19 protein-coding genes are annotated in these 23985 nt (G+C 75.1%); 15 read left to right on the forward strand and 4 right to left on the reverse strand.

What is annotated here, in order from left to right:
* The first annotated feature begins 163 nt into the window (after positions 1 to 163).
* The 6 genes from HWY08_RS12755 (at position 164) to buk (ending at position 5879) form a co-directional block, all read left to right on the forward strand.
* Complete coding sequence (locus HWY08_RS12755; protein WP_176065693.1) at positions 164 to 1108, forward strand: DMT family transporter; 945 nt, start codon at positions 164 to 166, stop codon at positions 1106 to 1108.
* Positions 1109 to 1161: 53 nt separating this feature from the next.
* Complete coding sequence (locus HWY08_RS12760) at positions 1162 to 1320, forward strand: hypothetical protein (RefSeq protein WP_176065695.1); 159 nt, start codon at positions 1162 to 1164, stop codon at positions 1318 to 1320.
* Positions 1321 to 1620: 300 nt separating this feature from the next.
* Positions 1621 to 3237, forward strand: a complete 1617-nt coding sequence (locus tag HWY08_RS12765) for a ferredoxin family protein (RefSeq protein ID WP_176065697.1) — start codon at positions 1621 to 1623, stop codon at positions 3235 to 3237.
* A 5-nt stretch (positions 3238 to 3242) separates the two neighbouring features.
* Entirely contained in the window at positions 3243 to 3851 is a 609-nt protein-coding gene (locus tag HWY08_RS12770; RefSeq protein WP_235969616.1) for a 2-oxoacid:acceptor oxidoreductase family protein, read from the forward strand.
* Between the two features lie 49 nt (positions 3852 to 3900).
* On the forward strand, positions 3901 to 4800 hold the full coding sequence (locus HWY08_RS12775) for a phosphate acyltransferase (RefSeq protein WP_235969606.1): 900 nt from the start codon (positions 3901 to 3903) through the stop codon (positions 4798 to 4800).
* On the forward strand, positions 4797 to 5879 hold the full coding sequence (buk, locus tag HWY08_RS12780; RefSeq protein WP_176065701.1) for a butyrate kinase: 1083 nt from the start codon (positions 4797 to 4799) through the stop codon (positions 5877 to 5879). The genes HWY08_RS12775 and buk overlap by 4 nt, the downstream gene beginning before the upstream one ends.
* Here buk and HWY08_RS12785 read toward each other — a convergent pair.
* The 3 genes from HWY08_RS12785 to HWY08_RS12795 form a co-directional block, all read right to left on the reverse strand.
* Positions 5845 to 6462 carry a DedA family protein gene (locus tag HWY08_RS12785; protein ID WP_176065703.1) on the reverse strand — a complete coding sequence of 206 codons (618 nt, stop codon included), beginning with the start codon at positions 6460 to 6462 and terminating at the stop codon, positions 5845 to 5847. The two genes, buk and HWY08_RS12785, sit on opposite strands and share 35 nt — an antisense overlap.
* A 316-nt stretch (positions 6463 to 6778) precedes the next feature.
* Complete coding sequence (locus HWY08_RS12790; RefSeq protein WP_176065705.1) at positions 6779 to 8167, reverse strand: sigma-54-dependent transcriptional regulator; 1389 nt, start codon at positions 8165 to 8167, stop codon at positions 6779 to 6781.
* Positions 8164 to 9804: a sensor histidine kinase gene (locus HWY08_RS12795; RefSeq protein ID WP_176065707.1), complete on the reverse strand. Its 1641-nt coding sequence runs from the start codon at positions 9802 to 9804 to the stop codon at positions 8164 to 8166. Before HWY08_RS12795 ends, HWY08_RS12790 begins: the two co-directional genes overlap by 4 nt.
* Before the next feature lie 107 nt (positions 9805 to 9911).
* Here HWY08_RS12795 and HWY08_RS12800 point away from each other — a divergent pair, with 107 nt between their 5' ends.
* From HWY08_RS12800 to HWY08_RS12825, 6 genes are all read left to right on the forward strand, one after another.
* Entirely contained in the window at positions 9912 to 12242 is a 2331-nt protein-coding gene (locus HWY08_RS12800; RefSeq protein ID WP_209005153.1) for a nitric-oxide reductase large subunit, read from the forward strand.
* Positions 12243 to 12376: 134 nt separating this feature from the next.
* Positions 12377 to 13180 carry an electron transfer flavoprotein subunit beta/FixA family protein gene (locus tag HWY08_RS12805; RefSeq protein WP_176065709.1) on the forward strand — a complete coding sequence of 268 codons (804 nt, stop codon included), beginning with the start codon at positions 12377 to 12379 and terminating at the stop codon, positions 13178 to 13180.
* Positions 13181 to 13205: 25 nt separating this feature from the next.
* A complete protein-coding gene (locus HWY08_RS12810; RefSeq protein ID WP_176065711.1) occupies positions 13206 to 14162 on the forward strand; it encodes an electron transfer flavoprotein subunit alpha/FixB family protein in 957 nt (318 codons plus the stop codon).
* A gap of 10 nt (positions 14163 to 14172) precedes the next feature.
* The gene (locus HWY08_RS12815; RefSeq protein WP_176065714.1) at positions 14173 to 15177 is read left to right on the forward strand and encodes an MBL fold metallo-hydrolase; all 1005 of its coding nucleotides are present in this window, start codon (positions 14173 to 14175) and stop codon (positions 15175 to 15177) included.
* A gap of 60 nt (positions 15178 to 15237) precedes the next feature.
* The gene (locus HWY08_RS12820; protein ID WP_176065716.1) at positions 15238 to 16143 is read left to right on the forward strand and encodes a DMT family transporter; all 906 of its coding nucleotides are present in this window, start codon (positions 15238 to 15240) and stop codon (positions 16141 to 16143) included.
* A gap of 34 nt (positions 16144 to 16177) precedes the next feature.
* Complete coding sequence (locus tag HWY08_RS12825; protein WP_176065718.1) at positions 16178 to 17164, forward strand: MBL fold metallo-hydrolase; 987 nt, start codon at positions 16178 to 16180, stop codon at positions 17162 to 17164.
* A gap of 354 nt (positions 17165 to 17518) precedes the next feature.
* Here the strand turns inward: HWY08_RS12825 and HWY08_RS12830 are convergent, their stop codons facing one another.
* The gene (locus HWY08_RS12830; RefSeq protein WP_176065720.1) at positions 17519 to 17887 is read right to left on the reverse strand and encodes a four helix bundle protein; all 369 of its coding nucleotides are present in this window, start codon (positions 17885 to 17887) and stop codon (positions 17519 to 17521) included.
* 240 nt (positions 17888 to 18127) lie between these two features.
* Between HWY08_RS12830 and HWY08_RS12835 the strand changes: the two genes are divergently transcribed.
* From HWY08_RS12835 to HWY08_RS12845, 3 genes are all read left to right on the forward strand, one after another.
* Positions 18128 to 19111: an RluA family pseudouridine synthase gene (locus HWY08_RS12835; RefSeq protein ID WP_176065722.1), complete on the forward strand. Its 984-nt coding sequence runs from the start codon at positions 18128 to 18130 to the stop codon at positions 19109 to 19111.
* 36 nt (positions 19112 to 19147) lie between these two features.
* The gene (locus tag HWY08_RS12840) at positions 19148 to 21703 is read left to right on the forward strand and encodes a penicillin-binding protein 1A (RefSeq protein ID WP_176065724.1); all 2556 of its coding nucleotides are present in this window, start codon (positions 19148 to 19150) and stop codon (positions 21701 to 21703) included.
* 235 nt (positions 21704 to 21938) lie between these two features.
* Positions 21939 to 23969, forward strand: a complete 2031-nt coding sequence (locus HWY08_RS12845) for a methyl-accepting chemotaxis protein (RefSeq protein WP_176065836.1) — start codon at positions 21939 to 21941, stop codon at positions 23967 to 23969.
* The last annotated feature ends 16 nt before the right edge of the window (positions 23970 to 23985 follow it).

The following is a 23985-nucleotide window of genomic DNA, read 5'->3' on the forward strand; positions in this document are numbered from 1 at the left end:
CTGAGGCGGCGGCGGCCGAGCGTGGGCTTTCTAGTCCGGACAGGTCGATGATGCTGGTACGCCTTTGTACCTGGTTTGGGCCGCCGAAGGCCAGCGGTGGGCGCGCCTGTCGGATGCCCCGGGTCGGGTGCGCGTGTCGGCGCCGGGCAGTGAACGTGCGAAGATGCTGGACTCGCCCGTGAACCAGGCCAACGCTCGCCCGCTCCCCGCACCGCCCGCCGGTGCCTCGGACTCCCATCCGGGGCCTCCGCGCGGCCGCGCGCTCGGCATCGTCTACGTGGTCGCCTCGGGGCTCTGCTTCGGCAGCATGCCGCTCTTCGCGCGCCTCGCGGCGCGGGACGGCGTGGACACGCCCACGCTCCTCCTCCTGCGCTTCTCCGCCGCGGCGGCGGTCATGTGGGCGCTCGCCGCCTGGAAGCGCGCCGCGATCCCGCGCGGCCGCGCCCTCGCCACCCTCGTGGCCATGGGCGCGGTGGGCTACGCCGGGCAGGCGTTCTGCTACTTCACCGCGCTCGAGCTCGCCTCCGCCGGGCTGGTGGCGCTGCTCCTCTACCTCTACCCGGCGCTGGTGGCGCTGCTCGCCCGCGCCGTCTTCCACCACCCGCTCACGAAGGCGCAGCTCGGCGCGGTGGCGCTGGCGCTCGCGGGCAGCGTCCTCACCGTGGGGCGGCCGGGGCCGGGCACCTCCCTCGGGGTCGCCTTCGGCCTCGCCGCGGCCTTCATCTACTCCGGGTACATCCTGGCCGGGAGCCGCCTGCCGCGCTCGGTGACGCCCACCGCCTCGACCGCGGTGGTGACCACCGCCGCCGCGATGGTCTACGGCGCGGCGGTGGCGACGCGCGGCGCGCACCTTCCGGCCACGTCCGCGGGCTGGGTGGGGGTGGCCGGCATCGCGCTCGTGGGGACGGTGCTCGCCATCGGCTTCTTCCTGGCCGGGCTGGAGCGGGTGGGGCCGGTGCGCGCGTCGGTGTACTCGGCGGTCGAGCCGGTCTTCACGCTGCTGCTCGCCGCCGCCTTCCTGGGCGAGGCGGCCACCGCGCTCCGGCTCGCGGGGGGTGCGCTCATCGTCGGCGCGGTGGTGCTCCTGGCGCGCGCCGACGGGCGGTAGCCCCCCCGTCGCGCGTCGACGGCGGCGGCCGGCTCGGCTATCATGCCGCGCGCATGCGCCTGCTCCGCCGCCTCGATATCGCCGCCCAGCTCCCTCCCCCGGGGCCCGCTCGCGCGGCCGTGATCGGCTCGCTCGTCCTCGGCGCCATCGCGGCCACGGCGCTCACGACGCTCATCGCGATCTTCCTCGTCACCGCCTTCGGCTCCCGATAGCGCTCCGGCGCGCGAGCTCCCCGCGCCGTCACCGCTGCGCCACATGACCCGCTCCGCCGCGCGCGCGGCGTGAGTTGACCCACCCCCGCGACCCGGAGCGCCCGCCCGCACGGCGTCGCCGGCGCGTAACTGCCCGTACCTGGCCGCCGCCGACCCATGCGCGGCTCCGCGCACGCCTGGCATCGTAATCGCACCTCCTGCGCCAGCCAGGTTTCGGGATGCGGCGGGTTGGGGGTCGCCCCGGTGAAGAGGCTGTCGACAGGCGCGGAGGCGATCGGTCGGGGCGCGGCCGAGGGGGGCGTGTCGCTCGTCTCGGGCCGGCCGTGCTCCCCGCCGCTCGCGGCGGTGCTGGCGGCCGCGGCCTGCGAGGGCGTCCGCACCGAGCGCGCCCCCTCCGAGCGCGCCGCCGCGGTGGCGGCGCTGGGCGCCAGCCTCGCCGGCGCCCGGGCGCTGGCGGTCCTCTCCGGGCTGGAGGGCGCGGCCGATGCCCTCCACGCCGCCGCGCTGGCGGGGGCGGCCGGCGGCCTGGTGGTGCTGGCGATGGACGACCCCGGGCTGGCGCTCGGCCCGGTGCGCAGCGACAGCCGCGCGCTGGCGCGCGCGCTGGAGCTGCCCTGCCTCGAGCCGTCCGACGCGCGCGAGTGCCTCGCGCAGCTCGCCGCCGCCCTCGAGCTCTCGGAGCGCTGGGCGACCCCGGTGGTGCTGCGCGTCACCGCGCGCCTCCTGCTCGAGGCGCGGCCGATCGAGCTCGGCGCGCCCGCGCCGCGCCCCGCGGCCGGGCTGCGGCGCGACCGCGCCCGCCGCGTGCTCGTCGCCGAGCACGGCGGCACGCTCGCCGCACGGCTGGAGGAGCGGCTCGGGCAGCTCGCCGCCGAGGGGGTGGACAGCGCGCTCAACCGGGTCGAGCTCCGCTCGCGGGCGCTGGGGGTCGTGACGAGCGGCCCGACCTACCAGTACGTGCGCGAGGCGCTGCCCGAGGCCTCCACCCTGAAGCTGGGCCTCTCCTTTCCCCTGCCGAGCGAGCTCGTGCGCGACTTCGCGCGCGCGGTGGACCGGGTTGCGGTGGTGGAGGAGATGGAGCCCGTCCTCGAGTCCGAGGTGCGCGCCGCCGGCATCCCCTGCCGCGGGAAGGACGGCCTGCCGCGTCTGGGCGAGCTCTCGCCCGAGCTCGTCGGCTGGGCGCTCTCCGGCGTCGCGCGGCCGGCGCGCCCCGAGCCGCCGGCCCCGCCGCGCCCCCGCGAGGCGTGCCCGGGCTGCCCGCGGCGCGCGCTCTTCCAGGCGCTGAAGCGCGCCCGCGCCGGCGTCGTGGCCGACCTCGCCTGCTCCGCCCCCGGCGTCTTCCCGCCGCTGGCGGTGGTGGACGCGGCGCTCGCGCCCGGCGCCGCGCCCGCGCTGGCCCACGGCGCGGCGGCGGTCCTCGGCCCGCGCGTGCGGGGGCGGCTCGTGGCGCTCACCTCCGAGGAGAGCTTCCTCCACTCCGGCGCCCTCGCCCTGGCGCAGGCGGCCGAGGACGGCCACGGGGCGGTGGTGGTGCTGGAGGACGGCGCGGCGCCGCCGGGCGAGCGCCGCGCGGACCTGGCGCAGCTCGCGCGCGCCCTGGGCGCCGCGCGGGTGCGCGAGGTGCAGGTGGGCGAGCTCGCCGCCTGCGAGGCGGCGCTGCGGGAGGAGCTGGCGGCCTCCGGGCTCTCGGTGCTGGTGGCGCGCGGGCGCTGCCCCGCCGGCGCGCGGAGCGGCGCGCCGTTCCGCGTCGCGCCCGAGCGGTGCAACCGGTGCGGCGCCTGCCTCCGCCTCGGGTGCCCGGCCCTGGCGGAGGGGACGGCGGCCATGGCCATCGACGGGCCGCGCTGCGCCGGCTGCGGGCTCTGCGCCCAGGTCTGCCGGGCGGGCGCCATCGCGCGCGGGGAGGCGCGGGCGTGACCGCCATGGCCGTCATCCTGTGCGGGGTGACCGGCCAGCCGGTGGTGGAGACGTCGCGGCTCCTGGCCGAGGCGGCGCTCGTGGCCGGGCTCGACGTGAGCCTCTCCGAGGCCCCGGCCCCCGCCTGCGGGCAGGGCGGGGTGCTGGTACACGTCCGCATGGGCGACGAGGTCCGCTCGGCGGTGGCGCCGGAGGGCAGCGCCGAGGTCCTCGTCGGCTTCGAGCCGCTCGAGGCGCTGCGGGCGGCGGCGCTCCTGGCGCCGGGCGCCTTCGTGGCGCTGAACGAGCACCCCGCGCCCACCTGGCGCATGCGGGCCGGCCTCGAGCCCCCGCCGCGCGACGCCGCGGCGCGGCTCGAGGCGCGGCCGGCGCGGGTGGTGGGGGTGCGGGCCGAGGCGCTGGTGCGGCGGGTGGACGGGGCGCCGCTCTACGGGCTCGCGCTCCTCGGGCTCGCGTCCCCGCTCCTGCCGGTGCCGCGCGCCGCCTTCGAGGCCGCGCTCGCCCGGGGCGGGCCGCCGGACCTCGAGGCGCGGCGCCACGCGTTCGCGCGCGGCGTCCGGCTCTTCGAGGCGCTGCCGCGCCGGCTCGCGGCGCGCGACGGGGCGGTGCGGTAGAACGAGGAGCCGCCCCGGCCCCGGAGGACACCTGGTTCCCATCCGCTCCATGCGCGAGCTCGTCGAGCGGGCCATCCAGGCCGGCCCGGGCCGCGTGGTCGTGCCCGGCGCCGAGGCGGAGAGCGCGCTCGACGCCGCGGTCGAGGCGCGCCGGCGCGGGCTGGCCGAGCCGCTCCTCCTCGGCGCCGCCGCCGCCATCCGCGCGGGGCTCGCCGCCGCGGGCGAGGCCCCGGACGCCTGGGCCATCGAGGACGTGCGGGATCCGGCCCAGGCGGCGCGCCGCGCCGTCGAGCGGGTCCGCGCCGGCGAGGCGGAGATCATCCTCAAGGGCGGGCTCTCGACCGGCGAGCTCATGCGCGCGGTGCTGGACCGGGAGCGGGGGCTCCGCGCCGGGCGCCTCGTCTCCGACGTGCTCGTCACCCAGGCCGGGGTGGGCGAGCCGAGGCTGCTCGGGGTGACGGACGGCGGCGTGAACGTGGCGCCGACCCTGGCCGAGAAGCGCGCCATCCTGGAGAACGCGGTGGAGGTGTTCCACCGGCTCGGGGTGGCGCGCCCCCGGGTGGCGGCGCTGTGCGCGCTCGAGACGGTCTCGCCCGCCATGCCCCACACCGCCGAGGCGGCGGAGCTGGCTGCGCTCTCCGCCCGCGGCGAGCTCCCGGGGTGCGAGGTCTTCGGGCCGGTGGCGCTCGACGGCGCGCTCTCGGTGGAGGCGGCGCGGCACAAGGGGCTCACGCACCCCGCCGCCGGGCAGGCGGACCTGCTGCTCGTGCCGGCCATCGAGGTCGGGAACGCGCTCGGGAAGGCGTTCACCTGGCTCGCCGCCCGCCCGGTGGCGCACGTGGTCTGGGGGGCGCTGGCGCCGGTGCTCATCCCGTCGAGGGCGGAGGGCGCGATGGACAAGCTGTGCTCGATGGCGCTCGGGGTGCTGGTGGCGCGGGGGGGCCGGTGAGCGCGCCCGCCGCGGAGCCGCTCGTCCTCGCCGTGAACCCGGGCGCCGGCTCGACCAAGCTCGCCCTCTTCCGCGGCGAGCACGAGCTGGTGGAGACGACGCTGCGCCACGCCGAGGAGGAGCTGCGGCGCTTCGCCCGCGTGGGCGACGAGCTCCCCTGGCGGCTCGCGGCGGCGCGCGGGTGGCTCGCCGGCCAGGCGCTCCGGCCCGGCGCGCTCGCGGCGGTGGTGGGGCGGGGCGGCCTCTTCAAGCCGGTCGCGAGCGGCACCTACCTCGTGGACGAGGCCATGCTGGCCGAGGCGGCGCGCGCCGCCCGCGGCGAGCACGCCGCCAACCTGGGCGCGCCGCTCTCGCACGCGCTCGCGGCCGAGCACGGCTGCCCCGCCTTCGTGGTGGACCCGGTCTCGGTGGACGAGCTCGCGCCGGTGGCGCGCTACTCCGGGCTGGCCGGCATCGAGCGGACGAGCCTCTGCCACGCGCTCAACATGCGGGCGGTGGCGCGCCGGCACGCCGCGGCCGGCGGGCGGCGCCTCGAGGAGCTGCGGCTGGTGGTGGCGCACCTCGGCACCGGCGCCTCGCTCTGCGCGCTCGAGGGCGGGCGGATGGTGGACGTCGTGAACCCGATGGACGAGGGCCCGTTCTCGGGCGACCGCGCGGGCGGGCTCCCCGCCACCGCGCTCCTCGCGCTGGCCTCCGCGCCGGGCGCCGACCTGGCCGCGCTGCGGCGGCGGCTGTTCGGCGACGGCGGGCTCTTCTCCTACCTCGGCACGCGCGACGTGCGCGAGGCGGCGGCGCGCGCCGCGGCGGGCGACGCGCGGGCCGGGGAGGTGCTGGCGGCGATGGCCTACCAGCTCGCGAAGGCGATCGGCGAGATGGCGGTGGCGCTGGCGGGCCGGGTGGACGCGGTGCTGCTCACCGGCGGCGCGGCGCGCTGCGAGCCGCTCGTCGAGGCGGTGAGGGCGCGGGCGGCCTTCGTCGCGCCGGTGATCACCTACCCGGGCGAGGACGAGCTGCGCGCGCTGGCGGAGGCGGCGCGCCGCGCGCTCACCGGGGAGGAGCCGGCGCGGCGTTACGGCTGACCGCGCGCCCCCGCTGCCACTTCACCAGCACCACCACCGCCGCCGCGACGATCGCCCCCACCAGCACGAGCAGCTCCGCCTCGTGCACGCGCTTCTTCACCTCCTCGAGGTGCGCGGCGAAGAAGTAGCCGAGCGACACCACCAGCGGCACCGAGAGCAGGGCCGAGCAGGCGTCGGCGAGCACGAAGGTGCGCGGGCGGACGCCGTGCAGCGCGGCCAGCGCGTAGGCGGCGAGCCGCAGGCCCGAGAGGTGGCGGGCGACGACGATGGTGAGGAAGGCGTGCCGGTCGAAGTGCCGGTCGAGCACCGCGCGCCGCGCCGGGGTGAGCACCCGCGCCACCGCCCGCCGCTCGAGCAGCCGCGGCCCCTGCTGGCGGGCGAGGTGGAAGAAGAACGCGTCCCCGGCGACGATCCCGACGTACGCGGCCGCCATGGCGAACGGGAGCCAGAGCGGGCCCCGGCGCGCCAGGTAGCCGGCGGTGAGCTGGACGAGCTCCTCGGGGACCGGGAAGCCGAGCCCGCCCAGCGTGAGCAGGCCGGCGATGGCGAGGTAGCCGAAGTGGGTGAGGAGCCGGAGCAGCACCGCCGGAAGGATAGGCCTGCGCGTCCGCGGCGTCGCGGGTTCGATGGAGACAACCAGCGGGCGGCGGCGACCCGGCTCGTGGCCACCGCCGCCCGCTGACCCGAACCGTGCCCGGCTCGCAACCCGGCTCGTGGCCGCGAGGGGACAGCGCGAGCGATGCCCTCCGGGTTCGCAAGACGCGGGCCAGCGGGAGATCCACAGGGGCGGCGCGGCGGTAGGCGCCGGAGGGGGGCGCGCGCCGGGCTCCACCGCAAGGAACTTCGAGGCGGAGCGGGGTCGCTTTCTAAAGGAACCTGCCAGCGTACCTCGGCGGCCGTCAGTCCCAGCGCGACAGGTCGATGCCGTAGTCGGCGATCTTCTTCAGCACGGTCGGGTAGGAGACGCCCATCCAGCGGGCGACCTGGCTGCGGTTTCCCTTCGCTCGATCGAGGAGCCCCGCCAGGTAGGCGCGCTCCATCTCCTCGAGGGTGGGCGGCTCGCCGGCCTCGGGGGGCGCGGGGGCGTCCGGGCGCGGCCGCGCCTCGTCGCGCAGCAGCACCGCCTCCGGCGAGAGGGTGTCGCCGGTCTCGAGGATGACCCCGCGCTCCACCACGTTGCGCAGCTCGCGCACGTTGCCCGGGAACGGGTAGGCGAGCAGGCGGCGCTCGGTCTCGGGCGCGAGCCCGCGGATCTCCTTGCCGGCGCGCGACGCCAGCTCCGCGAGGAAGAAGCGCGCCAGCGGCAGCACGTCCTCCGGCCGCTCGCGGAGCGGCGGGATGTGGATGTGGAACACGTCGAGCCGGTGGAAGAGGTCGAGCCTGAACCCGCCGTCCGCCACCGCCGCCTGGAGGTCGCGGTGGGTGGCCGAGACGAAGCGGACGTCCGCGCCCAGGTCGCGCGTGCCGCCGAGGCGCCGGAACACCTGCGTCTCGAGCACCTTGAGCAGCTTCGCCTGGGTGGCGAGCGGCATGTCGCCCACCTCGTCGAGGAAGACGGTGCCGCCCTCCGCCTGCTCGAGCAGGCCCGGCTTGGCGCGCTTCGCGTCGGTGAAGGCGCCGCGCTCGTGCCCGAACAGCTCCGCCTCGAGCAGGGTCTCCGGGATGGCGGCGCAGTTGAGCTCGACGAAGGGCGCCTCGCTCCGCTGCGCCGTGCGCAGGTGGAGCAGGCGCGCCACGAGCTCCTTCCCGGTGCCGCTCTCGCCCTCGATGAGCACGGTGGTGTCGGGCGAGGCGGCCACCTTCTCCGCCAGCTCGACCACCCGCCGCATCGCGGCCGACTCGCCGAGGCACAGGCCGCGCTCCACCCGCCGCCGCGCCGTGCCGGAGAAGCCGTCCGCGCGGCGCCGAAGCCGCCGCGCCTCCAGCGCCCGCTTCACGGTGAGGACGAGCGCCGGGAGCTGGATGGGCTTCGTCAGGTAGTCGAAGGCGCCGAGCTTCACCGCCTGGACGGCGTTCTCGATCTCGCCGTAGGCGGTGGCCATCACCACCAGCGGCTCGTCGCCGTGCCCGTCGGCGCGCAGCCGCTCCAGCACGGCCAGCCCGTCGGCGTCGGGGAGGTTCCGGTCGAGGACCACCACCTCGGGCCGGAGCTCGCGCGCGAGCGCCAGCCCCTCGCCGGCCGAGGCGGCGCTGCGCGCCTCGAACCCCTCGGCGGCGAGCGCGGCCTGCGCCACCACCCGGAACGTCTTCTCGTCGTCGATGACGAGGATCTTGGCGGGAGGGCTCACGGCGGGCTCCAGGTGGCGGCGGACCGCCGGGCGAGGGGGAGGGTGCGCGTGAGCGGCAGCGCGACGCGCATCACCGTGCCGCCGCCCTCGCGGTCGGCCGCCTCCAGGCGGCCGCCGTGCGCCTCGACCACCCGGCGCGCGATGGCGAGCCCGAGGCCGGTGCCGGTGCGCTTCGTCGTCACGAACGGCTCGAAGAGGCGGGCGCGCACCTCGGCCGGCAGGCCCGGGCCGCGGTCGGCCACCTCGACCACCGCCTCGCGCCCGCGCTGCGAGAGCCCGAGCTCCAGCCGCCGCTCGCGGGCCGGCGCCGCCTCGCCGAGCGGCTCGCCGAAGGCGCCCGGGCCCATCGCCTCGAGCCCGTTCCGCACCAGGTTGGAGAGGGCGCCGAGGAGCTTCTGGGCGTCCCCCCGCACCTCCACCGGGCCCGGGCCGGAGGGCAGCGCGACCGCCACCTCGGCCCTGCAGTCGTGGGCGAGATCGGCGCTGAGCGCGGCGGCCCGCCGGCACAGGTCGGCGAGGTCCACCTCGCCGAGATCGAGCCGGGGCGGGGCGGCGAAGAGCGTGAGGTCGTCGGCGACGCCCTTGAGGCGCGCCAGCTCGGAGCGCGCCTGCGCGTGCACCTCCGTCACCGCGGCGGGCGGGGCGCGCCCCTGCGCGAGCAGGTCGAGCGCCACCGACAGCCCGTTGAGCGAGTTCTTCACCTCGTGGGCGATGGCGGCGGCGGTCTTGCCCATGGCGGCGAGCTCGCCCTGGCGGCCCAGCTCCACCTCGGCGCGCTCGAGCCGCCCGATGGCGACCGCCAGCGCCGCCCCCACCACCACCGCCAGGAGGAGCGCCCCCGCCACGATGGCGATGAGCGTCCGCAGGGACTCCCACACGGCGGCCTCGAGCCGCGAGGCGGGCTCCGCCAGGCGCAGCAGGAGCGGGCGGTCGCCGAGCGGCGCCTCGGTGACGAGCCAGCGGCTCCCGTCCTGCGCCTCCACCCAGCGCTGCCCGCCGCCCGCGGCGAGGTCGGGGCGGGCGGTGCCCGCCTGCGCCACCCGGACGGGCGCGCCGGCGCGCGAGCTCTCGACGAGCAGCGCGAAGCCGCCCCGCCGGACCGCCCGCAGGACGCCCTCGCCGAACAGGTCGCGGCTCTGCGTGCTCACCTGCCCGACGATGGCCCCGCGCCCGGCGATCGGCGCCGCGACCTGCAGCGCGCCTTCCCGGTAGGCGAGCACCGTGCCCCCCTCGCCCCGCGCCTCGCCGAGGAGCTTGGCGGCGGGTCCGGAGAGCGCCGCCCCCTGCGGCTCCGCCCAGAGCACCTCGCCGCGCTCGCCGAGGATGAAGATGGCGGCCGAGAAGAGGGTGGTGTCGCGCCGCGCGATCCGCAGCACGCGCTTCTCCGGCTCCAGGTTCTGGTCGGCGAGGTCCACCTCGGCCAGCTTGGAGAGGCGCTGCATCTCGGACACGAGCCGCCCCACCTCGTCGTCGAGGAGCCGCGCCTGCAGCGAGACGAGCAGCGCCTGGCGGTCGGCCAGGGCCGCCAGCGCGGCGGCGCGGTAGCGCGTGAGGAGGAGCCCGCCGGTCGCCCCCACCGCCACCGCCGCGAAGAGCGTCAGCGCGAGGACGAGGTAGCCGGGGCGGAGGCGGGGCACGCCCCCATTGTATCGGCCTGGTCGCGAGAGGCCGAGGGTTCGTCCTCGGCGGGGCGCCCCCTCTGGACGCCCTGGCGCGGGCGCCGGGCGTAGTAAGCGGGACCTCCATGAGCGACGGCGATCTGGAGCGGCGGCCTCTCTCCCCCTGGTGGCGCCACGGCGTCATCCTGGTCATGATCTTCGGCTTCTCCGGGCTGGGGGTCGTGACCGCCCTCACCTACCGCGACGCGCCGCCCATCCCCGGGCGCGTGGTCGATCCGGCCGGGGACCTGCTCTTCACCGGCGAGGAGGTGGAGCAGGGCCAGGAGATCTTCTTCAAGCACGGCCTCATGGAGCACGGGACGCTGTGGGGCCACGGCGCCTACCTCGGGCCGGACTACACGGCCGAGTACCTGCACCGGGAGGTGGAGATCGCGCGCGACGGCGTGGCGCGGAGCCGCTACGGCCAGCCCTTCGCCGCGCTCCCGGCCGACGCGCAGCTCCTCGTGAGCGGCGCGACGCAGGCGGAGCTCAAGGCGAACCGGTACGACCCCGCGACCGGCGCGCTCGTCTTCTCGCAGGGCGAGGCGGACGCCTTCCGGCAGCTCGAGGCCTACTGGGCCGACTACTTCTCCGCTCCCAACCGGGCGCCCGGGCTGCCGGCGAAGACCATCGCCGACGCGACCGAGCTGCGGCGCCTCAACGCCTTCTTCTCCTGGGCGACCTGGGCCACGGTGACGAACCGCCCGGGCAAGGCCTACACCTACACGAACAACTGGCCGTACGACCCGGAGGCGGGCAACCACCCCTCCACCGAGGCGTACGTGTGGAGCGCGCTCAGCCTGGTGTCGCTCCTCGGCGGGCTCGGGCTCGTGCTGCTCATCTTCGGCAAGTACCACTTCCTCGGCTGGCACGGCGAGGAGGCGGACGCGCCGCCCTCGCGGCCCGCGCGCGCCGCCGTGTTGCTCACGCCGAGCCAGCGCGCGGTCGGGAAGTACCTGGCGGTGGTGGCGGTGCTCTTCCTCCTGCAGACGCTGGTGGGCGGCGGGCTCGCGCACTACCGGGTCGAGCCGTTCTCGTTCTACGGCCTCGACGCGGTCGCCCGCCTCTTCCCCTACCACCTGCTCCGCACCTTCCACCTCCAGCTCGCCATCTTCTGGATCGCGACCGCGTGGGTGGCGGGCGGGCTCTTCCTCGCGCCCTGGGCCGGCGGCGGCGAGCCGCCCCGCCAGAAGCTCGGCGTGGACGTGCTCTTCTGGGCGCTCGTGGTCGTGGTCTTCGGCAGCCTCGGCGGCGAGGTCCTGAGCCTGGGCGGGCGGCTCGACCGCCTCTGGTTCTGGCTCGGCCACCAGGGCTCCGAGTACCTCGACCTGGGCCGCTTCTGGCAGCTCCTCCTGGCGGCGGGGCTCCTCTTCTGGCTCTTCCTCATGTTCCGGGCGCTCCGGCCCGCCATCCACAAGGAGGGCAAGGGCGAGATCTCGGCCCTCTTCCTCTACGCCGCCACCGCCATCCCGGTGTTCTACCTGCCGGCGCTCTTCTACGGGCCGCGCACCAACTTCGCGATCATCGACAACTGGCGCTTCTGGATCATCCACCTCTGGGTGGAGGGCTTCTTCGAGCTCTTCGCGACCGTGCTGGTCGCGATCATGTTCCGGCACATCGGGCTCGTCAGCACCCGCACCGCCACCCGGCTCGTCTACCTCGACGCCATCCTCTTCCTGGTGGGCGGCATCATGGGCACCGGGCACCACTGGTACTTCACCGGCCAGGGCACCCTCAACATGGGCCTCGCCGCCTGCTTCTCGGCGCTCGAGGTGGTGCCCCTCACGCTCCTCACGCTCGACGCCTCCGGCTTCATCCAGCTCGGCAAGGGCACTTCCCGGCAAGCGTCGAGCGATCCCGACAACCTGGCCGCGAAGCAGAAGTGGGCCATCTACTTCTTCATCGCGGTGGGCGTCTGGAACTTCATCGGCGCCGGCATCTTCGGCTTCCTCATCAACACCCCCATCGTGAGCTACTACGAGGTCGGGACGGTGCTCACCGCCAACCACGGGCACGGCGCCATGTTCGGCGTGTTCGGCATGCTCGGCCTCGGCGTGCTGGTGTTCTGCCTGCGGGCGCTGCAGGGGGACGCCGCCTGGCGGACCACCGAGAAGTTCGTGCGCGTGGGCTACTGGGGGCTCAACGCCGGCCTCGCCCTCATGATGCTGGTGGATCTCTTCCCGGCCGGCGTGCTCCAGCTCTGGGACGTCCTCCAGCACGGCTACTGGCACGCCCGCCGGCTCGACTACGCGATGCAGGGGCTCTTCCACCGGCTGGAGTGGGCGCGCGCCGCCGGCGACACCGTGTTCCTCGTCCTGGGGGTCCTCCCCATCGCCGCCGGCACGCTGCGCGCCACGATCCTGCGGCCGCGAGGCGGCGAGGGGGCCGGGGAGACGCTGGCGCCCGGCCCGGGGTAGCGGCCTCGGCGGGGCCTCGACCGGGCCCGAGGCGGCGGCGCCGGACGGCCCGCGCCGGATTCGGTTGCGCCCGCCTGCCGCGCTGCGCAAGATTGCGCTCGCGGGTGATTGATTCTGGAGTCAACGGAGGCGTGATGGCCCTCAAGATCCTGGTGACCGCGAAGCGCGTCGAGGACCCCGAGTCGAAGATCCGCGTCCGGCCGGACGGCGCCGGGATCGTGACGGAGGGCGTGAACTACAAGGTGAATCCCTTCGACGAGATCGCGGTCGAGGAGGCGCTGCGCCTCAAGGAGAAGCACGGCGGCGAGGTGGTGGTGGCCTCGATCGGCGGCGACAAGGCGATGACCGAGATCCGCGCCGCGCTGGCCATGGGCGCCGAGCGCGGGCTGCTCGTGCGGCACGACGGGCCGCTCGACCCGGTGATCGTCTCGGCCATGCTGGCGAAGCTGGTCGAGCGCGAGAAGCCCGACCTCGTCATCCTGGGCAAGCAGTCCATCGACGACGACCAGAACCAGACCGGCCAGTACCTGGCCGAGCGGCTCGGCTGGCCACAGGCCACCTTCGCCTCCAAGCACGACAGCCTGGAGAGCGAGGCGGAGCAGAAGAAGCAGCCCGGCCTCGCCCTCGCCGCCGACGGGAAGGCGCTCGCGGTGGTGCGCGAGGTGGACGGCGGCGTCGAGACGCTGGAGGTGGTGCTGCCGGCGGTGGTGACGACCGACCTGCGCCTCAACAAGCCGCGCTTCGCCTCGCTGCCCGGGATCATGAAGGCGAAGAAGAAGGAGGTGAAGGAGCTCCCGTCGGCCGAGCTGGGCGTGGACCTCGCGCCGAAGGTGGTGATCCGCAAGCTCTCCGAGCCCCCCAAGCGGCAGGGCGGGGTGAAGGTGGCGGACGTGAACGAGCTGTGGGCGAAGCTGCACGACGAGGCGAAGGTCCTCTAGCCGCGGCGCGAACGGAGATCACGACATGGCGAACGTCCTCATCGTGGCGGAGCAGCGCGGCGGCACCCTCAAGAAGGCCACCTACGCGGCGCTCGGCGCCGGCCAGGCGCTGGCGCGCCGCACGGGCGGCAAGCTCACCGCGCTCGTGCTGGGCCAGGGCGTCGGCGCGGCGGCGAAGGAGCTCCAGGCCTACGGCGACGTGCTCGTCGCCGACGGGCCGGCGCTGGAGCACGGTGTCGCCGACGCCTGCGCCCCGGTCATCGCCGAGGCGGCGAAGCAGGTGCAGGCGACCTTCGTCGGCGCGGCCGCCACCGCCTTCGGCAAGGACGTCCTGCCGCGCGCGGCGGCGCGGCTCGGCGCGGCCACGGCGACCGAGGTGCTCGGCTTCGGCGGCGACGGCGCGCAGGTCACCTTCCGCCGGCCGATGTGGGCCGGCAACGTGCTGGCCGAGGTGGAGCTGGCGACGCCGGTGAAGGCGTTCACCGTCCGCGCCACCGAGTTCCCCGCCGCCGAGCGGGCGGCCGCGCCCGGCCAGGTCACCGCCGTCGGCGCCGGGGCCGAGACCGGCCGCACCCGCTTCGTCTCCTTCGAGGAGGTGAAGAGCGCGCGCCCCGAGCTCACCGAGGCGCGGGTGGTGGTCTCGGGCGGGCGCGGCACCAAGGGCGACTTCAAGGAGGTCGAGGCGCTCGCCGACGAGCTGGGCGCGGCGGTCGGCGCGAGCCGCGCCGCGGTGGACGCCGGCTGGGTGCCGAACGACTGGCAGGTGGGGCAGACGGGCAAGGTGGTCGCGCCCGAGCTCTACGTGGCGGCCGGCATCTCCGGCGCCATCCAGCACCTCGCCGGCATGAAGGGCTCGAAGGTGATCGTCGCCGTCAACAAGGACCCGGAGGCGCCCATCTTCCAGCTCGCCGACTACGGGCTGGTCGCCGACCTCTTCAAGGCGCTGCCGGAGCTGCGCGCGAAGGTGAAGGCGGCGAAGTGAGCGCCGCCTCGTGACGGAGCGCGACCTCGCGCCGCTCGGCGTCCACCGCATCGCCGTCCCGGTCCCGTTCCCGCAGGCGGGCGGGCCGGTCAACGTCTACCTGGTGGAGGAGCCCGGCGGCGGGCTCCTCATGTTCGACTCCGGGCTGGGCTCGCCGGAGGGGCTGGCGGCGGTGGAGGAGGGCTTCGCGCGGCTGGGGCGGCGCCTCTCCGAGGTGAGCCGGATCGTCCTCTCGCACGGCCACGTCGACCACTACGGCGCGGCGCAGACGCTCATGGAGCGCGCCGGCCGCGCCATCCCGGTCTACGCCCACCCCGCCGACCTCCCCAAGGTGTCGGCCCGCGGCCCGCGCTGGAAGGAGCTCATGCCCTTCTACGGCGCGTACCTCGCGAAGCTGGGCGCGCCGGCCGAGACCCTGGCCGCCATCGCGGCCGAGGTGGGCGGGGGGTTCAAGCTGGCGCGGCGGATCGACGAGGTGCTGCCGCTCGCGCCGGGCGAGCTCCTCCAGGGCGCGCACGTGACGCTGGAGGTGCTCCACATGCCCGGCCACACGCCCGGGCTCTGCTGCCTGTACGACCGCCGCCGCGGCCTCTTCTTCGCCGCCGACCACCTGCTGGAGAAGGTCTCGCCGAACCCCATCATCGAGCTCGGGCCCGGGGGCGAGGAGGGGCGCTTCCACCCGCTCGTCGCCTACCTCGACTCGATCCGCCGGCTGCGCGCGCTGGAGGTGGAGCTGGTGCTGCCGGGGCACGGCGCGCCGTTCCAGGACCACCGGCGCGTCATCGACGGCCTCACCGGCTTCTACGAGAAGCGGCAGGGGAAGATCCTGGCGGCGCTGGCCGGGGGGCCGCTCACCGGCTACGAGGTCACCCGGGCGCTCTTCCCCTGGGCGCGACCGGGCGACCTCTTCCTGGTGATCTCGGAGTCGATCGCGAACCTCGAGGTCCTGGAGGCGCGCGGGGCGGTCCGCCGCGAGCTCGAGGGCGGCGTCTACCGGTTCCGGCCGGCGGCCTGACCGCGGCGCGCGGCTCGTACCCGCGCGACAGCCCGGGGCCCCGCGGGGTATGAAGCGCCCGTGGCCGACCTCGCGCTCCTCCTCCTCACCGCGCTGTGGGGGACGACCTTCCTCCTCGTCAAGAACGCGCTCGTCCAGGCGTCGACGGGCGTGTTCCTGCTCCTGCGCTTCGCGCTCGCCGCCGCGGCGGTGGCGCTCGTGGCGGTCGTGCGGCGCGATCGGCCGACGCCGGGGCTCCTGCGACAGGGGGTCCTCCTCGGCCTCGTCATGTTCGCCGGCTTCGCCCTGCAGACCCTGGGGCTGCGCTCGACCACCCCGGCCCGCTCCGGCTTCCTCACCGGGCTCTCGGTCCTCATCGTCCCGTTCCTGGCGCGCTTCCTCCTCCGCCGGCCGGTGCACGCGGCCGCCTGGGCGGGCGTCGTGCTGGCGGTGCTCGGGCTCGTCTGCCTCACCCGGCCCTTCGCGGGCGACCTCTCCTCGGAGGTGCGCGCGGGCGACCTCCTCACCGCCGGGTGCGCGCTCGCCTACGCCCTCCAGATCACCTTCATCTCGGAGTGGTCGTCGCGCCACCCGCTGGCGCTCTTCACGCTGGTGCAGGTGGGCACCACGGCGGCCTTGGCGCCGCTCCTCTTCGCGCTCGAGCCGGCGCGGCTCGAGCCCACCCCCGGCCTGTGGGGGACGGTCGCCTTCACCGGCCTCGCCATGACCGCCGGCGCCTTCTTCGTCATGAACTGGGCGCAGCGCCACACCACCGCGGTGCGCGCGGCGCTCATCTTCTCGCTCGAGCCGGTGGGCGCGGCGCTCTTCTCGCACTTCGTGGGCGGCGAGCCGCTCGCCCCGCTCGACTGGACGGGCGGCGGGCTCATCGTGCTGGGGGTGGTGGCGGGCGAGGTGGGGGGCGCGCTCGAGGGGCGCGCGCGGCAGGCGCGGGCCACCCGCGCGGCGAGCCCCGCCGCGGGGGCGTGATCGCTGTCGGTGCGCCGAGGTAAGAAGGTCGCCGATGAGGCGCCTGCCGATCGAGCTCTCGCAGGGCCAGCTCCGGGTCTCCGAGAGCGGGCTCTTCCTCGACGCCCACCGCAAGGCGGCCTGCGCCTTCGTCAGCCACGCCCACGGCGACCACATCGCCCGGCACGAGCGGACCATCGCCACCGCGCCGACCGTGGCGCTCATGCGCCACCGGCTGGGGTCGAAGGTGAAGGGCGACGCGCTGTCGGTGGGGTACCGCAAGCCGTTCGGCCTCGGCGACCTCACCCTGGAGCTCTTCCCGGCCGGCCACGTGCTCGGCTCGGCGCAGCTGCGGGTGACGCGCCACGGCGTCGCGCTCGGCTACTCGGGCGACCTGTGCCTCCAGCCGACGCTCACCGCCGAGCCGGCCGAGGTGGTCGAGTGCGACGTGCTCGTGCTCGAGTCCACCTTCGGGCTGCCGCGCTACGTCTTCCCGGACAAGGGCGAGGTGCTGGCGGAGATCCGCCGCTTCGTGGACGGCGCGCTCTCGGAGGGCGCGACCCCGGTCCTGCTCGGCTACGCGCTGGGGAAGGCGCAGGAGGTCCTCAAGTTCCTGGGCGAAGCCGGGTACCGCTGCCGCGCGCACCCGGTGGTCCACGCGGTGAACCGGGTCTACGAGGCGCAGGGGGTGCCCTTGCCCAACGTCGAGCTGCTCGGGCCGGAGGGGCCGCTCGCGGGCGAGGTGGTGGTGGCGCCGCCGCACCTCGCCCGCACCTCGCCCATCCTGCGCATCAAGGACCGGCGGACGGCGGTGCTCACCGGCTGGGCCGTCGACGGCCGCCGCGGCTTCCGCGGCGCCGACGCGGCCTTCCCGCTCTCCGACCACGCCGACTTCCCCTCGCTGGTGCGCTACGCCAAGGCCACCGGCGCGGCCCGCGTCCTCACCGTCCACGGCTACGCCCGCGAGCTCGCCTCGGCCCTGCGCCAGGAGGGGATCCGCGCCGAGCCGCTGGTGGAGCGGGAGCAGCTCGAGCTGCTGTAGGGCGCTCGCGGCTCGCGGCTCGCGGCTCGCGGCTCGCGGTCGGGTCGAGGTCGAGGTCGAGGTCGAGGTCGGGGTCGCCCGCAAGCGGGAGGAGGTCGGGGAGGCGCCTGGGCTCGGGCTCTCCTCGGTTCCCAGCAGGCTCGCGCCAGCCTGCGGCTGGCACTGCGCCTGCTCTGGTAGGTCGCCCTCGCAGGTGGGGCGTGGAGCGTTCATGGCGTCGGCCCCTTCCAGTGAGTGAAAGGGGCCGACGCCATGAACGACACGCTTCGTCCGGTTGCTTCTCTCCCGCATCGGACGCGAGCGCGGCCAGCGCCGCCGAGGTGGGGCGGCTCGCCTCGCGGGTGGTGGCGCTGCTCACGCCGCTCGTGCGGTGAGCGCGCGGAGCATCCGCTTCACGCGGACCGCGAGCGCCTGGGCCCGCCGCAGGGGTTCGGGCGCCAGCGCGCCGATGGCGTGCGCGAGGTCGAGGGCGCCGACCACCTCGTGCAGCGAGCCGTTGGCGAGCGCGAAGTGCTTGCGGCGCATGGGCCCGCTGTCGCTGGGGAGCCCTTCACAGAGATTGAGAAACACGGACTTCGCGGCCCGGGTGGCCTGGTCGCGCAATTCGGGGTCCGCGATGCTCGCGGCGTGCACCAGCGCCGCAAGCTCGCGAGCAGCGACGTAAACGTCGAGGGACTGAAACGCGAGCGCCTCGACCTCGACGGCGATTGGATGCTGAGCCATTTCCGCCTCCTCACCCGAAGGGGGAGGCGGAAATGGCGCGGGTCAGCGTGAGCCGTCGAGGTCGAGGTCGAGGTCGAGGTCGGGGTCGGGTCGGGGTCGAGGTCGAGGTCGGGGTCGAGGTCGGGGTCGGGGTCGGGGTCGGGGTCGGGGTCGAGGTCGAGGTCGGGGTCGAGGTCGAACTCAATGCATTCGCGCCCCCCCTCGTACCCGCGCGCCGCCCTCCGTAGTACAACCCCCCCCGTGCTCGAGATGAAGGTCAGCGCCGACGCCGCCGGGCAGCGGCTCGACAAGTTCCTGCGCCGCGCCCTGAAGGACGTCCCGCTCAGCCACATCTTCAAGCTCCTGCGCACGCGCAAGGTCCGCGTGAACGGCGCGCGCGGGAAGGCGGAGCAGGTGCTCGCCGAGGGCGAGGTGGTGGTCGTGCGCGGCGACGAGGAGAAGCTCCTCGCGCGCGGCGAGGAGGGCCCCGCGCCGCACGGCGGGGTGAAGCCCACCTTCCGCGTGCTCTACGAGGACGAGCACCTCCTCGCGGTGGACAAGCCGTCGGGGCTGGCGGCGCACCCGGGCACCGGGATCACCGGCGCCACCCTGGTGGAGGAGGCGCGCGCCTACCTGAAGGTGCCGGCGAACCTGCCCTCGACCGAGTTCAAGCCCTCGCCGGCGCACCGGCTCGACCGCGAGACCTCGGGCGTGGTGCTGGTCGCGAAGACGCGGCGCTGCATGGCGGCGCTCACCGAGATCTTCACCTCGGGCGACGTCCGGAAGACCTACCTCACGCTCGCCAAGGGGAAGCTGCCGCGCACCGAGGGCGTCATCGACCTGCCGCTCTCCGAGCACGAGCAGACCTCGCGCTCGAAGGCGCAGCGCGGGGTGAACTTCCAGGAGGCGCTGACCCGCTACCGCGTGCTCTCGTCCATGCGCGAGGCCTCGCTCCTCAGCGTGCGCATCGAGACCGGCCGCACCCACCAGATCCGGCGCCACCTGCAGTCCACCGGCCACCCGGTGGCGGGCGACGGCCGGTACGGCGACTTCCCCTTCAACCGGCTCGCCAAGACGCGCTGGGGCCTCAAGCGGATGTTCCTCCACGCCTGGAAGCTCGAGATCCCCCACCCCATGACGGAGCGCCCGCTGCGGGTGGAGGCGCCGGTGCCGGAGGACCTCCTGGCGGTGCTGCGGAAGATGAACCTGGCGCCGCCGCCCGGCGCGGCCGCAGCGGAGCGTTGATCCGCGCGCGGAGCCGGGCCTAGATTCGTGCCCCAGATGATCCCCCCCAAGGCCCCCGCCCCGAGAGAGCAGCCGCTCGGCGCGCCCGCTCCCCCTCCGCCGCCGCCCGCGCCTCCGGCGCGCCGCCGCTCGCTGCTCGGCCGGCTGCTGGCGGGGTTCCTCGTGCTGGTGCTCCTCGCGGCGGGCGCCGCGGCGCTGGTGGGCCTCGTCGCCTACCGCCGCTTCGCGAGCGGGCTGCCCGACATCCCGTCCCTCGCCGAGTACCGCCCGCCGGTGGTGACCGAGCTCGTGTCGGCCGACGGCCAGCTCGCCGGCGAGCTGTTCGACGAGCGCCGCAAGGTGGTGCCGTACGAGCGCATCCCGAAGCGGCTGGTCGAGGCGCTCCTCGCCTCCGAGGACAAGAACTTCTTCGAGCACGGCGGCGTCGACTGGCTCGGGACCCTGCGGGCGGCGGTGAACACCTACGTCCTGCGCCACAAGGTGCAGGGCGGCTCCACCATCACCCAGCAGACGGCGAAGTCGCTGCTCGTCTCGGCGGAGGGGTTCGAGGAGGGCACGAAGCGCAACCTGCGGCGCAAGCTGCGCGAGCTCATCCTGGCGCGGCGGCTGGAGGCCGCCTTCGACAAGCGCGAGATCCTCTGGCTGTACCTGAACGGCGTCTTCCTCGGCCACCACAGCTACGGGGTGCAGGCGGCGGCGGAGAACTACTTCCGCAAGAACGTGGAGGACCTCACGCTGGCCGAGGCGGCGCTCCTGGCCGGCCTGCCGCAGGCGCCGAGCAAGTACTCTCCGTTCATGCACCCGGACGCCGCCAAGGCGCGCCGCCGCTACGTGCTCCGCCGCATGTACGAGGAGCGCATGATCTCCGCCGAGGAGCGGGTGGCGGCGGAGGAGACCGAGGTGAGGGTCTACCCGGTCGACGACGTCTTCCGCGAGACGGCGCCCTTCTACGCCGAGCAGGCGCGGCGGCTGATCGTCGGCCGGTACGGGGACCAGCGGGTGCTGCACGACGGCCTGCGGGTCGAGCTGGCGATGGACCTCGAGCGGCAGCGCGGCGCCCAGGCGGCCATGCTGGCCGGGCTCATGGAGGTCGATCACCGGCAGGGGTTCCAGGGGCCGGTGGCGCACGTCGAGGGCCAGGAGCGCGACGCGCTGCGGGCGCGGCTCGCCAAGGTGTGGCCGGCGGGCGCGCTCGAGCCGGGCGACTACGCGGTGGGGGTGGTGGGCGAGGTGGACGACCGCGCGGCGCTGGCGCGGGTGTCGGTGGGCGCGACCCAGGGCCTCCTGCCCATCGCCGGGATGCGCTGGGCGCGCCGCCCGAACCCGGAGCAGAGCTACCCGGACGCGCTCATCTCCCGCCCCTCGACCGCGCTCCACGCCGGCGACGTGGTGCTGGTGCGCCGGGTGACGCGGGAGGAGCTCGTGAAGCGCGAGCCCCCCGAGCGGCAGAAGCTGGTGCCGGACGCGGAGGTCCTGTTCGCGCTGGAGCAGGAGCCGAAGCTGCAGGGCGCGCTCGTCTCCATCGAGCCCTTCACCGGCTACGTCTCGGCCATGGTGGGCGGCTACGACTTCGACGCCTCCGAGTTCAACCGCGCGTTCCAGGCCTGCCGCCAGCCCGGCTCCGCCTTCAAGCCCATCGTCTACTCGGGCGCCATCGAGAAGCTCAACTACACCCCCGCCACGCTGCTCACCGACGCGCCGGTGGTCTACCGCGACGAGAGCGCGGGCGTGTCGTGGAAGCCGGAGAACTACGGCGGCTCGTTCAAGGGCGAGGTGACGCTGCGCGACGCGCTCGTCCACTCCATGAACCTGCCGGCGGTGAAGGTGGCGGCGGCGCTGGGCGTGGACCAGCTCGTCTCCTGGGCGGCGGCGCTCGGCCTCGAGACGCCGGTGAAGCGCGAGCTCGGCAGCGCCATCGGCTCCTCCTGCACCACGCTGTGGAGCCTCGCCAACGTCTACGCCCTCCTCGACCGCTACGGCGAGAAGCGGCCCTCCACCTTCGTGAAGCGGGTGCTCGACCGCGACGGGCGGCTGCTCGAGGACCACAGCGCCCCCACCGACCCGTGGGTGCCGCTCTCGACGCGGCTCGCCGCCGCCGCCGCGCAGGTGACGACGCCGGTGGAGCGCGTCATGGACCCCCGCTCCGCCTACATCACCGTCTCCCTCCTGCACGAGGTGGCGACGGTGGGCACCGGCGCGCAGGCGGCCAAGCTCGGCAAGCCGGCCGCCGGCAAGACCGGCACCACCAACGACTCGTTCGACACCTGGTTCATGGGGATGACGCACGACCTCTTCGCCGGGGTCTGGCTCGGCTACGACCACAACGAGATGCCGCTCGGCCGCTTCGAGACCGGCGGCCGCGCCGCGCTGCCCATCTGGCTCTCGTACATGGAGTCGTCGCTGCGCGACCGGCCGCAGCCCGACTTCCCGCAGCCGGACGGCATCGAGCTCGTCCGCATCGACCCCACCACCGGCAAGCTCGCGCCCGAGGGCGGACGCGGCGTGCTCGAGCCGTTCAAGCTCGAGGCGAAGCCGGTCGAGAACCCGCCCGACCAGCCGCGGGTCGAGGTGCAGGACCTCTTCGGCCAGTGAGCGGTGGGCGCCCTCGCCTCGGCGCTGTCCCGAGGGGAGGGGACGCCGGCGGGGGGCCGCTTCCTTGATCGCCTGGGGGCGCTCGCGTATCGTCGGCCTGGCGCCGTAAGCCCCTGAAAAGGGAGCCTTTTTCCATACACCGGCGCCCGAGGCCCGCGCGACCATGCTCCAGCTCATCGACAAGCTCGGCCTGAAGCGCGCGCTCAACATCCTGTTCGTGGCCGCGCTGGTGCTCATGGTGGCCGGGACCGGCTTCGCGGTGAACCAGGTCGTCCGCCGCGAGCTCGAGGACGGCTGGCGCCACCGCGCCGAGGACGACGCGCGCCGGATGGCGACCTGGGTGGCGGCGCCGCTCACCGCCGGCTCGGACGACCTGGTGGCGGCGGTGGTGGAGGGCGCGCTCCACGAGAGCGGCGACGCCTACCTCATCGTCGAGCGCGCCGACCGCTCGGTCGCGGCGCGGGTGGTGAAGCCAGCCTACGCCGACCGCATCCAGGCGGTGCTGGCGCTGCAGGAGCGCCACCCCGAGACGACCTCGGTCTCCGCCGACGGGGTGTACGCGCTCTTCGTGCCGGTGCGCAGCGAGGGGAAGGCGGGGCCCCGGACCGCCGCCGCCGCCGGCGCGGCCGGCCCGGTGGTGGGGTACGTGGTGTACGGGCAGGACACGGGCCGCCTCGGCGACCAGCTGGCGCGGGTGCAGCTCGTCATCCTGGCGGTGCTGCTGGCGGGCGCGCTCCTCGTCTACGCGCTCCTCTGGTGGCTCACCCAGCGGCTCGTGATGCGGCCGCTCACCGCGATGAGCCGGGTGGCGGGGCGCGTCTCCGAGTGCGACCTCGCCGCGCGCGCCGAGCAGCTCTCCGACGACGAGCTGGGGCGGCTGGCGGGATCGCTGAACCTCATCGGCGAGAACCTCACCACCACCCTCTCCCGCGTGCGCGGCGTCTCGGAGGGCGTGGGGCAGGTGATCGAGCGCATCGCCCGGACCGGCGCCCAGGTGGCGGAGGGCACCGGCACCGTCTCCGCCCGCGTGGCCGAGACCGGCGCCTCGATGGGCGAGATGATCTCGTCGCTCAAGGGCATCGCCGACAACGTGGAGGTGCTGGCGCAGTCGGCGGACGAGTCCTCCTCCTCCATCCTGGAGATGGCCGCCACCAACAACGAGGTGGCGGAGAACATCCAGGCGCTGGCCGCCAGCGTCGAGGAGACCACCGCCGCCATCGAGCAGATGACCTACTCGATCAAGGAGGTGGCGAAGAACGTCGAGGACCTCTCCGCCACCGCCGAGGAGACGAGCTCGTCCATGAACGAGATGGACGTCTCCATCAGCCAGGTCGAGTCGAACGCCAACGAGACCGCCAAGCTCTCCGAGCAGGCCATGAAGGACGCCGAGCTCGGGACCGAGTCGCTCGGCCGCACCCTGGCCGGCATCGCGCGCATCAAGGAGTCCTCGAAGGAGGCGGCGGTCGTCATCGACTCGCTGGGGAAGAAGATCGGCACCATCGGCAACATCCTCAACGTGATCGACGAGGTGGCGGAGCAGACGAACCTCCTCGCGCTCAACGCCGCCATCCTGGCCGCCCAGTCGGGCGAGCACGGCAAGGGCTTCGCGGTGGTGGCGGACGAGATCAAGGACCTGGCCGAGCGCACCGGCGCCTCCACCAAGGAGATCTCCGAGCTCATCCGCTCGGTGCAGGACGAGAGCGCCAACGCCGTCTCCGCCATGGACCGCGGCGTGAAGAACGTCGAGGAGGGCGTGCGCCTGGGGCAGGAGGCGGAGAGCGCGCTCAAGAAGATCCAGGCCTCGAGCGTGAAGTCGACGCAGATGGTGAAGGCCATCGCCCGCGCCACCATCGAGCAGGCGCGCGGCTCGAAGCAGGTGACGATGGCCATCAACCGGATCGCCGAGACGGTGCAGCAGATCGCCACCGCCACCTCGGAGCAGGCGCGCGGCTCCGAGCAGATCATGAAGAGCGCGGAGAAGATGAAGGTCATCACCAAGCACGTCGAGCGCTCCAGCCAGGAGCAGGCGCGCGGCTCGAAGCAGATCACGAAGGCCATCGAGTCGATCAGCGAGATGGTGAACCACCTCAACCGGGCCCAGAAGGACCAGACCAAGGGCTCGGAGCTGGTCATGGGGGCGGTCGACCAGATCAAGCAGGTGGCCGAGGCGCAGACCTACTCGGTGAAGGACCTCGAGGCGTCGATCATCGACCTGGCGCGGCAGGCGGACGTGCTGCGCGGCGAGGTGAAGCGCTTCAAGATGTGATCCGCGGGACCGCCGG

The organism is Anaeromyxobacter diazotrophicus (assembly GCF_013340205.1).
In the GTDB taxonomy this organism is placed as follows: domain Bacteria; phylum Myxococcota; class Myxococcia; order Myxococcales; family Anaeromyxobacteraceae; genus Anaeromyxobacter_A; species Anaeromyxobacter_A diazotrophicus.